9 protein-coding genes are annotated in these 11,944 nt (G+C 74.5%); 7 read left to right on the top strand and 2 right to left on the bottom strand.

What is annotated here, in order from left to right:
* Positions 1-3,378, bottom strand: a 3,378-nt coding sequence (locus tag HCJ92_RS17695; RefSeq protein ID WP_338054238.1) for an amino acid adenylation domain-containing protein, incomplete at its 3' end; no start/stop codon positions are given.
* A gap of 274 nt (positions 3,379-3,652) precedes the next feature.
* Positions 3,653-4,114, bottom strand: a complete 462-nt coding sequence (locus tag HCJ92_RS17690; protein ID WP_167934591.1) for an anthrone oxygenase family protein — start codon at positions 4,112-4,114, stop codon at positions 3,653-3,655.
* Between the two features lie 226 nt (positions 4,115-4,340).
* Here HCJ92_RS17690 and HCJ92_RS17685 point away from each other — a divergent pair, with 226 nt between their 5' ends.
* The 7 genes from HCJ92_RS17685 to HCJ92_RS17655 form a co-directional block, all read left to right on the top strand.
* Positions 4,341-5,486, top strand: a complete 1,146-nt coding sequence (locus HCJ92_RS17685) for a helix-turn-helix domain-containing protein (protein WP_167934590.1) — start codon at positions 4,341-4,343, stop codon at positions 5,484-5,486.
* A gap of 988 nt (positions 5,487-6,474) precedes the next feature.
* On the top strand, positions 6,475-6,837 hold the full coding sequence (locus HCJ92_RS17680; protein WP_167934589.1) for a hypothetical protein: 363 nt from the start codon (positions 6,475-6,477) through the stop codon (positions 6,835-6,837).
* Positions 6,838-7,137: 300 nt separating this feature from the next.
* On the top strand, positions 7,138-10,014 hold the full coding sequence (locus HCJ92_RS17675) for a BTAD domain-containing putative transcriptional regulator (protein ID WP_167934588.1): 2,877 nt from the start codon (positions 7,138-7,140) through the stop codon (positions 10,012-10,014).
* A 189-nt stretch (positions 10,015-10,203) separates the two neighbouring features.
* Complete coding sequence (locus HCJ92_RS17670) at positions 10,204-10,530, top strand: hypothetical protein (protein WP_167934587.1); 327 nt, start codon at positions 10,204-10,206, stop codon at positions 10,528-10,530.
* A 32-nt stretch (positions 10,531-10,562) separates the two neighbouring features.
* Positions 10,563-10,859: a hypothetical protein gene (locus HCJ92_RS17665; RefSeq protein WP_167934586.1), complete on the top strand. Its 297-nt coding sequence runs from the start codon at positions 10,563-10,565 to the stop codon at positions 10,857-10,859.
* A 34-nt stretch (positions 10,860-10,893) separates the two neighbouring features.
* On the top strand, positions 10,894-11,355 hold the full coding sequence (locus HCJ92_RS17660) for a hypothetical protein (protein ID WP_167934585.1): 462 nt from the start codon (positions 10,894-10,896) through the stop codon (positions 11,353-11,355).
* Between the two features lie 16 nt (positions 11,356-11,371).
* A partial coding sequence (locus HCJ92_RS17655) for a hypothetical protein (RefSeq protein ID WP_209311268.1) occupies positions 11,372-11,944 on the top strand: 573 nt, incomplete at its 3' end.

Here is an 11,944-nt window from a genome sequence, read left to right as displayed (position 1 = left end):
GGCCGCGGCCGTCCGGCGGTTGCGGCGCCGCGCGCCCAGGGCCGGCACGGCGCGGCTGGTGTCCACGGCGGGGTAGTCGGGCAGCGCGGCGGCCAGGGCCGCCACCGTCGGCCGCTCGAAGAGCGCGCGGACGGGTACGTCCACCCCGGCGGCGTCCCGCAGCCGTACGGCCACCCGGGTCGCCAGCAGCGAATGGCCGCCCAGTTGGAAGAAGTCGTGCTCGGCGCCGACGCCGTCCACGCCCAGGACCTCCTCCCACACCCGGGCGACGGCCCGCTCCGCGTCGTTCCGCGGCGGCGTCGCCCCGGCCGCGGCGGTCCAGACCGGCACCGGGGGCAGCGCCCGCCGGTCGACCTTGCCGTTGGGGGTCCGGGGCAGTTCCGGGACCACGACGAACGCCTCGGGCACCATGTAGTCCGGGAGGGTGTGCAGCAGCGCGGCGCGCAGCGGCGCCTCCGCCGGGGCGCTGCCCGGAGCCGGGACCAGGTAGGCGGCGAGCCGGTGGGAGGCGTCCCCCTGTTCCAGCGCGACCACCGTCGCCGCGTGGACCGCCGGATCGGCGAGCAGCGCCGCCTCGATCTCGCCCGGCTCGATGCGGTGGCCGCGGATCTTGACCTGGTGATCGGCCCGGCCGAGCAGTGCCGGGGTGCCGTCCGGCCGCCGTCTCGCCAGGTCGCCGGTGCGGTAGAGCCGGTCGCCGTGCCCGCCGAAGGGGTCCGGTACGAACGCCGCCGCTGTCAGCTCCGGTCGGCCGACGTAGCCCCAGCCGAGACCGGTCCCGCCGATGTACACCTCGCCGGTGGCCCCTTCGGGCACCGGTTCCATCCGGCTGTCGAGCACGTGGACGACGGTGTTGTCCCGGGCCTGCCAGTCGGCCTGCCGCCCGAGGCGGTCGCGCCGCGCGGTCGTCGCCCACACCGTCGTCTCGGTCGGGCCGTACAGGTCCCACACCTGCGCGCCGTCCGCGGCCAGCCGGGCGGCCAGCTCCTCGTGGAGGGCCTCCCCGCCGCTGAGGACGGTCAGCGAGGGGGCGGGGGTCCAACCGGTGTCCGCCAGCATCCGCAGCGTCACCGGCGTGGCCTGCACGACGCCCTTGCCGCACGACGTGATCAGCGCCGCCATCCGCTCCGGGTCGCGGGCCTCCTCCCGGTCGGCCAGCGCGAGCCGCGCGCCGGTCAGCAGCGGCAGGCACAGCTCCAGGAGGGAGGGGTCGAACGACACCGTGGTGATTCCCGCGAAGGTGTCACCCGGTCCGGAGGGCAGCCGTCGCGCCATCGCGACCAGGAAGTGCGTCAGCGCGCGGTGCGGGATCAGCGCCCCCTTGGGCCGTCCGGTGGAGCCGGAGGTGTAGAAGACGTGCGCCAGGTCGTCGCCGGTGGGCCCGCCCTCGGGCACCACCGGGGCGGCGCTCGCGATCCGGGCGGCCTCGGCGGGCTCGTCCGGCAGCAGCACCACCGGGTTCCCTGGGGCCGCGGCGGGACCACCGGGGGGACGGTGCCGTCCGCCGTCGCCGGCCGCTTCGGAACCGGCCGCCGAGGCGGTGGCGTCCGAGATCCGGTGGACGAGCCCGCGCTCGGTGATGACCACGCGGGCCCCGGAGTCCTCCCAGAGATGGCGCAGCCGCGCGTCCGGCAGCGCCGGGTCGAGCGGCAGGTAGGCGCCGCCTGCCCGGTGCACGGCCAGCAGCGCCGTCGGCACGGCCGGGCCGCGCTCCAGCAGCACCCCCACCGTGACACCCGGACCCACCCCCGACTCCCGCAGCCGGTTCGCCAACCGGGCCGAGGAGGCGTCGAGCTCGGCGTAGCTGACGTCACGCCCGGCGCAGCTCACCGCCACCGCGTCCGGCGCGGCAGCCGCCTGCTCCGCGAACAGCTCCGTCCACACCACGTCCCGCACTCCACGCGCGGTGTCGTTGTGCAGGGCGAGCAGCCGACGCCGTTCGCCTCCGGGCAGCGGCGCCACCATGGCCGCCCGGTCGACGACGGCCCTCTCCGGTTCCGCCACCAGCAGGGAGAGCATCTGCGAGAACGCCGCGCCGATCTGTCGCGCCGTGTCGGCGGTGAACAGCGACGTGGCGTACTGGAGCCGGCCCGCCACTGTTCCGTCGGGCAGGTTCAACAGGTCGAGGGCGACGTCGAACGGGCCACCGCCCGCCGGGGTGGAGATCATCTCCACCTCCAGGCCGGGCAGTCGCTCCGCCGGTTCGTCCAGGGTGATCAGCTGGAACGACACCTGCGCCAGCGGGTTCCGGGAAGGGTCCCGCGGGGGTGCCACCTCCGTCACGATCCGCTCGAACGGAGTCCGGGTCCGCGAGAACGCCGCCAACGCGTCGGCCCGGACCAGCCGCAGCAGCTCGGGGAAGGTGCGGGCGTCCCCGAGGTCCGTGCGCAGCACCAGGGTGTTCACGAACAGGCCGATGGAACCTGCGAGTTCGGGTCCGCTGCGCCCGCTGACCGGGACGCCGACCGCGATGTCCCGCTGCCCCGACAGCCGGCCCAACGTCGCCTGGAACGCGGCCAGCAGCACCATGAACCGTGTCGCCCGATGGGCGCGAGCCAGCGCGTCGACCGCCCCGACCAGGGGCGCATCGAGAGTGAACCGGGCGATGTCCGCCCGGCCGTCCCACAGCGCGGGCCGCGGCAGGTCGGTCGGCAGTCGGAGCGGCTCCAGGTCGGCCAACCGGTCGCGCCAGTACGTCAGATGGCGGGCCGCCCGAGGGGCGTCGAGCCGGCCGGCCTCCGCGCGGGCCACCTCCGCGTACTGCACCGGCGGGGGCACGGGATCGGCCGGCGCGCCCCCCGTCCGCTCCCGGTAGCCCGCCGCCAGCTCTGCCGAGAGGACCGACCAGGAGGCGAAGTCGAAGGCGATGTGGTGCACGCTGACCACCACGAGGTGCTCGTCCTCGCGCAGCCGCGCGAGGACCACCCGGATCGGCGGCCCGTCCTCCAACGGCAGGGGCCTCGCGAGTTCCTCGGCCAGTAGTCGCTCCACCGCCCGCCCGGTGTCCTCGTCCCGCAGCTCGGGCCGCCGCACCGGAACGACGACTCGTTCCGCGGCGCGTGCTACGGGCTCACCGTCGACGGCGGTGTACCGGGTGCGCAGTACCTCGTGCCGCGCCACCACGGCGTCCAGCGACCCCAGCAGCGCCGCTTCGTCCAGGTTCCCCCGGACCCGCAGGGCGAGCGGCAGCAGATCGCTGTGCCCGCCCGCTCCCAGCCGGTCCAGGAACCACAGCCGACGCTGCGCGAACGACATGGGGCGGTCGTGCTCGACCGGGTCCGTCCGGTGTCCGGCGCCGTCGTCGGCGTCGTCGTCGGCGGCGTGACCCGCACCGCTCGCCCGGCTGTTCGTCCCTGCGTGGGCCTCACCGCTGTCCACCAGTCACCTCCACGGAGCGGACCGGCCCGCGGCTGGCGGCGGGCTCAGAGCGAGTCTGCGGATTCGGCTGCTGGGCCGTTAGAGAACTTCCGGCAGCCGCGGCGGTGGTGTGCGCTGCCCTTCACTCCCTTGCCGCGGATCCGTGCCGGGGCGGGCGGGGGAGCGGAGGCGGCTCCGGCAGGTGGGAGCGTGTCGGACGCCGGCACAGGGGACCGGAGTCGGCCGTCGGTGCGGCGTTGGTGGACCGACGCCGAACCGACGGCGGACCGCGACCTCACATCGCCGCCGCCGTGACCAGTGCGAAGCCCGCCACCGACAGCAGGGTGCGGACCAGGTGCAACGTGTTCCACCGCTTCTCGAACGCGGCGCGCGCCTCCCCGTCCCGGCCGGCGCCCTCACTCGCGGCGAGGGCGTTGTTGAGCGGGACGTTGCCGACGACGGTGACGAGGTGATTGGCGACCACGCAGCCGAGACCGGCCAGCAGCAGCCCGGTCGCGGTCGCGCTCCGACCGTCGACGGGGAACAGCCACGCCCCGAGCGGCAGTACCACCACGGCGGCGAACAACGCGAGGAACACCGGCCGGGGGACCGTCTCGTTGACGCGACGCATCGCCATCGCGAACTCCGCGTCGGGGAGCCTGCGCAGGCCGGGCATCACCCCCGTCAGGAAGGCGAGGAAATAGCCGGCGAAGAGACCGGTGGTCAGGACGGTGAGCAGCATCAGTAGGTCGGCCACGTCCCCATCCTGCCGTCTCTCCCGCCTTCCCGGTGGGCGGGAGGGAGCGTGGTCTCACCTGTCGTCACACTGGGCGTGTCCCGTATCACGGTTGGCGTATCGTGTTGGACAAGCGAGCGTCGTTGCCTCACGGTTGAAAGGCTCAGACCAGCAGGCCGGAGCCGCCCACCGGCGTTGGCCGAGGCGGCCACCTCGGCCGCCCGCCCGGCGGAGGGGAACCCGACAGGTGTTGGACCAGGTGGTCTTCCGCACCGACGACATCCCGGTGCGGGACCGGCTCGAAGCGTGGCGTGACTGCATGTCCCGCACGATGGCGCCCATGCACGTCGTCAGCTCCAGCGAGGGCGACCTGTCGGTCGTGCAGCGGTTGGTCCCACTGGGCGGCGCCAGCGTCTGGCCCGCCGACACCACGGCCTGCGCCTACAACCGGACGCGCACGCAGATCCGGCAGGCCGACCCCGAGCTGGTGCACCTCACACTGCTGTCGCGGTCCTGTGGGCCCCTCGTCACCCGTCACGCCGGGATCGACGCCACCCACCCCCCGGGTGACTTCTACATGCTCGACTCCTCGCTCCCCATCCACGTGCGGTCGCGGCACCCCGGCGACCGCGTGACAGGCATCGGTGTCGAGGTCCCCAAGGCCGCGCTGCCCCGCGCGGGACGGACGGGCCTCACGCCGCTGCTCGGCCGGACGCTGTCGGGAAGCTCCGGGTTCGGGTCACTGCTCGCGCACTTCCTCACCAGTGTCGGCGACGACGCGTCGCAGTACCGCCACAGCGACGTGCCGCGGCTCGCGACGGTACTGACCGACCTGGTGGCCGGGCTCGTGGCCCAGGAGCTGGACCACCGGCCCCGGGTCCCGCTGGAGGTCCGGGAGCGCAACCTGCGGTTGGCCGTCCGCGCCCACATCCAGCGGAACCTGCACGACCCCCGCCTGGTGCCCGCGTCCGTGGCGGCGCAGCACCATCTGTCGCTGCGCCAGCTGCACCGGCTCTTCGAGGGCGAGGAGTACACCGTCGCCGGGTACATCCGCCGGCTGCGGCTGGAACGCGCCCGGCGCGCGCTGGCGGACGCCGAGTCGGACGCCACGCAGGTCGGCGCGGTCGCCGCCCGGAGCGGCTTCCTCAGCACCGCGCACTTCAGCCGCGCGTTCCGTTCCGCCTTCGGCACCAGCCCCAGCGAGTACCGGCGCGCCGCCCGGGAGGGAACGGTCGAGCTGCCGGACCGCGCCGGGCGGGGTGTAGCGCCCAGGTCCGAGCCGTCGACGTCGCCGTCGGCGGGCGGGGACGCCGGCGGGCGGGGCGCCGCGCCCGGCCCCGGTTCCGCGGAGGCAGCCCCGGGAGCTCCAGGAGCTCCGACGCCGGAGAGCTGAGGCCGACCCGCTCGCGCCGAGCAGAGCCGGGCCGAAGAGCGGAGCCAACGGCGCCCGGGGCCGTGTGCCGGGGGCTCCACCAGCGGTGACCGACCGTCGAACGGGCGCCCAGGGTCAACGGGCTGGCGCTGCTGGTCAACATCTCGCCACGATGGTGCGGAAGACTGGCGGCAGGAACGAACGCCGCTGGTTCGACGCGGACAGGTCCGGCCGTGGGGGCCGTCCCCGCTGAGGGGGCGTCGGTTGCCGTGACGGTCCTGGTGGGTGGCCGCGGCGTTCGCTCCGGCGCGGGCGTGGATCCCTGCCGCCGACGTGCCGCCCCGCAGATCAGAGGAACAGTGACCAGGCCGACACGAGGGACCCGACTCGCGGCGCAGGAAGCCGTCCCGTGTCCGCGCGGCGGCCACGACGGCGACCGGCCCCGCCGACCGCGGCCCCCTCGTCCCCTCGGTCGCGCCGGTGCCCGCCACTCCGCCGGCCGTCGCGTCGCCCACCACCGTCCAGCCGGAGCGGGCGCCCCCGGCCGCCCTGCGTACCGGGGCCCGGGCGTCCTGGTGGGCCGTCAACGCCTGCCGCACCTCGGTGAGCCGCCGGGCGGCCGGACCGCAGCGGCAGTCGAGCCGCGACCGGACGCGCCGCCGCCGGGTGGTCGGTGCCGTCACCCGGCACCTCCGCCGCCGAGCCACCGCCCGGTTCGCCTCGTCCCCGTGCACCGTGACCTGCCCGGTCCCCACGGGCACGTCACACCGGCGGAGCACACCTCTCCGCCGGCGATGCCCGATGTGTGCCCGGCGCCCGGTTGTCGCCGAGAGAGCCCTCAGCGCGGCGCGGCATCGGACCACTGTGCGATTCTGGCCATGGAAGACAGGCTGCGGGCCGCCATCGTGCCCGCCGCCGTGATGCCGCCGTCCCGCCGGCTCCCGGCCGCTATCCGCCGCCGCCCGGCGGGCGAATCGCGCCCGGGTCGGGCGCGCACTGGGGGGACACCATGGATCACACGACACCCGCGACACCGGGCGCGGTCGCGCAGCGCGCCCGAGCGCTCGTTGAAGCGGGCGACCCCCGGGTCGCGGCCGTCGAGGACCACCTCGCGCCCGAGCTGCCCTCCTCGCTCTCGCCCGACCAGCGGCACTACGCCGCGGCCGTCGCCGTCGCCGTCATCGACGGTACGTCCGACGGCGATCGCGGCGCGGGTCGGACACCGGCACGGCCTCGGGACCGCACCGCGCCTCGGGGCGGGCGCAGCCGCGCCGCCGACCGCATCGGCATCGCCGTCACCGCGGTGCTGTTCACCTTCGCCTTGGCGGTCCTCGGCGCCGGTGTCGTCTGGCTCTGGCGCCTCGTCCTCTGAGGCCCGCGACAACCGCACCCCGTTCCGGTCGCGGTGTCGGTCCGGCACTGCTCCCGGCCGCGCGCCGCACCTCGCCGCGCCACCGGTGCGGTACGCCGGAGAGCGAGGGCCCGCGAGCGGGCCGCGTCGGCATTCGCGCTGCTGGGAGTGGGTGTACGGTGGCCCACCGGAACGGACCGCGGCGCGGCCGACCGGGATGGGACGTCCTCCGGCGGGGAAGCGACCCGACGACGCACCGGACAGGAACGGGGCCGCCTCGCCGGCCGCGGCGTGCCGGGCAGGGCAGCGGGAGGTGCGAAGGTGAGAGTTCGGCTGCTGGGCCCGGTGGAAGTGCCGGACACGAACGGGGGTACCGCCCGCGTCAGCGCGCCGATGCTGCGCGCGCTGCTGGTGGCACTCGCCCTCCGACCGGGGCAGGTCGTGCCCGCCTCCGAGCTGCTGGGCCAACTCTGGGGCGAGGAACTCCCGCTCAGCGCCCGTACGACGCTGCGCAACTACGTGATGCGGCTGCGCAAGGCACTGCCGGAGGGCTGGATCCGCACCGTCGCGGGCGGCTACCAGCTGGTTCTCGCGGAGAGCGACACCGACCTGGGCGAGTTCCGGGCCCGCGTCGCCCGCTCCCGGGCTCTGACCGCGACCGACCCGGCCGCCGCCCTGGAGATCCTGGAGGGCGCACTCGACCTCTGGCGCGGCACCCCGCTGGAGGACATCGGCGACTGCCCGCTGCGTTCCTCCGAGCAGCCGGGCCTGGAGGAGCTGCGGCTCGCCGCGATGGAGGAGCGGTTCGAACTCACGACGGCGCTGGGCCGCCACGGCGAGATCATCGACGAACTGACCGCCGCCCTGCACCACCACTATCTCCGCGAACGCCTCGCGCGGCAGCTGATGCTCGCGCTGCACCGCAGCGGTCGCACCCCCGACGCCCTCGTCGTGTACCGCACGGTCCGCGAGCGTCTGATCGACGAACTCGGCCTGGAACCCGGACTCGAACTCCGCCAGCTGGAGGGCGCGATACTGCGGGACGACCCGCAACTGCGGCTGCCCCCACTACCGGTCACCGGAGTGGAGACGACCCGCTACCCGGCCACCCCCAACTTCCCCGCGGCGATCTCCACGTTCGTCGCGAGGACCCGGGAACTCGACCTCGTCGACCGCACCCTCGCCGGAGCCGAGGCCGCGCCCGCCATCTGCCTGATCGACGGGTCCGGCGGCGTCGGCAAGTCCGCCCTGGCGGTCCGCGCCGCGCGGACCGCCGCAGAGCGGTTCCCCGACGGTCTGCTCTACGTGGACCTCCGCGGCGCCGACCCGCACAACCCGGCGCTCTCCCCGGAGGCCGCGCTCCGGCTGCTGGCCTCGGCCCTCTCGCTGCCGGTGAAGGACTTCCCGACCGACCTCGCAGCCGCCACCGCCCTGTACCAGGAGCGGCTGCGGAACCGCCGGGTGCTGATCCTGCTCGACAACGCACTCGACGCCCGCCAGGTCCGCTCGCTGCTGCCGGTCGAACCGGGCAGCGCCGCACTCGTCACCAGCCGCACCGTGCTCACGGGCCTCGCCGACGGCCACCACGTGCACCTGGGCCGTCTCGACGACGACGAGGCCGTGGAACTGGTGCGGTCGGCAGTCGGCGGCGGGGAGCCCCGGCCGGTGCCCGAGGACTGGTACGAACTGGTCCGGCTCTGCGGCCACCTGCCGCTGGCGCTGCGGATCGTCGCCACCCGCATGGCGGCCCGGCCCCGCTGGAGCCTCGCCGACTGGATCGCCGTCCTCCGCGAGGAGCACGGCAGGATGGAGCAGCTCCGCGTCGCCGACCTCGACCTGCGCGCCAGCCTGATGGTGAGCATCGACCAACTCGCCGAAGGCGACAACCCCGTCGACCTGCTTGCGGCGGAACTGTTCCCCCGCCTGGGGGTCGCGCCGCTGACCAAGTACTCCGCAGGCCTCGTGGCCGCCGCGGCTGACTGCACCCCGCGTGAGGCCGAGGACGCCCTGGAGCGCCTCGTCGACGCGCGCATCATCGACAGCCCCCGCCCCGGCGAGTACACCCTCCACGACCTGCTGCGATCGGCCGCCGCCTGGCAGGCGGGGAAGCTGCCGGCCGGGGAACGTCACGCCGTCCTCGGCAGGGTCGCGAGCTGGTTCGTGCGCCGGCTGAACACGCTGGTCCGGCACTACCCGGCGAGCCAGCACTTCCTCGCCCGCGCCGACAGCGTCGCCGCGCGCTTCCCCACCGAACCCGATGCGTTCAGCGGCGCAGAGCAGGCGATGCGCTGGGCCGACGACGTCGCCGAGGACGTCCTCCTCCTGGCCGAGCTCCTCGCAGCCCCCGAGTACGACGAGGGGGACGAACTGGGCGGCGACCCGCTGTCCCGCTTCGCTTACTTCGCCACCGCGACGCAGGAGACCTACTTCGGCCTGCGCCTCGCCTGGACGGAGCAGGAGCGACTCTGCGACACAGTGCTCCGCGTCGCACGCCGCAGCGACGACACGCGGGCGGAGGCGATAGCGCTCGGCCAGCTCGGCCGCGCCGCCGGTCAGGTCCAGGACGTGAAGCGCGCCTCGGAACTGCTCGAACGTGCCGGCGAGCTGCTGGAGCAGCTCGGCGAGACGGAACAGCTCCTGGCGACGATGAGCAACCGCATCGCCTGCCTCGCGATGTGCGACCGGCCCCACGAGGCCAGGCGCGTCGGCGAGGCGGCACGGGCCGAGGCACGACGGCTGGGGTTCCGCGACACCGAGGTGACCATCTGCGCCAACCTCGCCTACCTCCGGCTGAAGACCGGCGAACCGGAGGCGGCGCGCGAACTGGCCGTGCACGCACTGGGTCTCGCCCGGCTGCCCTACAACCGCATCATGCTCAGCTGCCTGATCGCCGAGTACCACCTGGGGCGCGACGAGCACGAGGAGGCGGCCCGCTGGGCGGAACGCGCCATGCGGCACACCGCCGGTCAGCCGGTCGATCCCTACACCACCGCCCACGCGCGGAACCTCCTCGCGACCGCCTTGCGCCGCCAGGGGCGCATCGCCGCCGCCGACGGGCACGACGACAAGGTCCGCGCGGAGATGGAGATGGTCAATGCGCGCGCCCCCCGGACCGTCACCTTCTACTACGCCGACAGCTCCACCCCGGGCGGACGCGAACTGCGCACCACCATCGGTGGGACCGACGACAGTCACTGACCGCCCCGACCCGCCCGTACCCGCCCCGTCCGGCCCCACCGGGCTGGGGGCCGCCTGTCGGCGCGATACGGAACTGATACGCCCACCCGCCTAGCCTGGTCCCCCCGGGCGCGGGCGACCGCCGTCGCTGCGCGCCGACAGTCGGACCGCGCGGGGGGACAGCAGCGCGCGGGCAGCGGAGGGAAGACCATGGTCGAGCAGATCAAGCTGAGCACGGAGGAAGCCTCCAGGGTCGAGGGCATCATCATGAACGCCTTCTCCGACATGGAGCTGGTCTCCAAGCAGATCGCGGGCGACTCCGAGGTGGCGGCGCGCGCCCTCACCGGCAGTGGGACCGGCCAGGCGATGGAGAACTTCGAGGGCCTCGGCGGGATGGGCGTCGTCCTGGCCGACGTGCTCGCCGGGCTGGGCGACGACCTGAGCGTCACCATCGACGTCGGCGTGCAGACCGACGGCGACGCCGCAGCGGCGGTCGGCAGCGGCGCTCCCGACGGTGACATCGCCGCCGCGTTCTGACCCGTGACTCCGAGAACCCGAAGGAAGCAACGATGACCGACCAGATCGCGTTCGACAACACCTCGTTCGACGAGCTGAAGCAGCACGGGGCCTCACAGGTCGCGGCGTGCACCGACATCTGGAACCAGGTGCGGGTGAACCTCGAAGCACTCGTCGCGCAGGGCATGGTCGACGAGCAGATCGGGGCCGCGCTGGACGCCCGCAACGAGGAGTTCATGGCCCGGGCGGCGCGCTTCCGCGACGACCACGAGAAGACCCACAACGCCATGACCCGAGCCCAGGACATCGGCAACGAGGGCGGCGCCGGCATGGTGAGGGCGCTGCAGTAGCGGGCACCTTCGACCGAAGAGAGGGGGAGGGACGATGGACGACGGCGAGGTGGTCCTGCCGCACGCCGCGTGCAGCGAGGCGCAGGCCAGTCTCCACGGCAGGGGGCAGCTGGGGTCGGTGAAGGAGCAGTTCGCCCAGATCGCCTCGGCGGACGGCCTGTTCGGCGAGGTCCCCGGAGGCGAGGCGGCTTCGGCCGCGCTGGAACGGGCTGCGCTGTCGATGCTGGAGCAGTTGCAGCTCGCGGGCGTCTGCGTCCACGAGATCGCCGAGAGCGCCGGGGCGGCGGCGGCCATCGCCACCGGTACGGACGAAGCCTGGACGGAGGTCCTGCGCATCGGCCCCCACGGGGGCTGGAGCGAGGACGTGGCGAGCAGCGACGGCAGCCTCCTGGAGGAGGACAAGTTCGCCGATCCGGTGTTCGCCGACCCGATGGTGGCTTTCGAGGACCAGCTGCGGACCGGCGGCGCGCCGCCGGACAACGTCAGCCTGCAATAACAGGAGGGGCGGGGGCGTGACCACCGACGAAGAGTTCCAGAGCCGGATCAGGACCATCCGCAGCGCCCGGCACTACCAGATCGCAGCGGCTTCGGGCGCCTGGCTGCTGCTCTCACAGGCGGCACTGGGGGAGAACACCGAGATCGGCGGCATCTCCGCCGACGTCTCGGCGGAGCACGGCGTCGGACTGCTGACGTTGGCCGAGCGGATCGACGGCGCGTCCACCTGGTTGTCGGACGCGGGGAACGTCGCGCAGACCATCGCCGAGCAACTGGTCCGCGCCGGCAACAGCGCGGCCGAGGCGCTGTGGCGCGGTGAGGACGTGCAGGGCCGCTACGAGGAGGTCGCAGCCGACCTCAAGGAGCGCATGCAGCACGCCGACGGGATGGTGCTCGCGACGATCAGTGAGAACGGCATCGGTCGGAAGCAGGAACTCATCACCGAGGCTCAGGGGATCGTCGACGAACTGTCGGCAGAGTTCGCCCTGGTGGTGGGTGGCGAGGCTCCCGCAGCGCCGGGTGGGGGCGGCGCAGCGGGAGGCGGCGCCCCGGCTGTCGGCGGCGTGGCCGGCGGGGGAGCGGGCCACGCC

Origin of the sequence: Streptomyces spiramenti, assembly GCF_012034385.1 — a bacterium.
Classification (GTDB): Bacteria; Actinomycetota; Actinomycetes; order Streptomycetales; family Streptomycetaceae; genus Streptomyces; species Streptomyces spiramenti.
The sequence above is the reverse complement of the archived record's forward strand: the minus strand, read 5'-3'. Positions and strand labels throughout refer to the sequence as shown.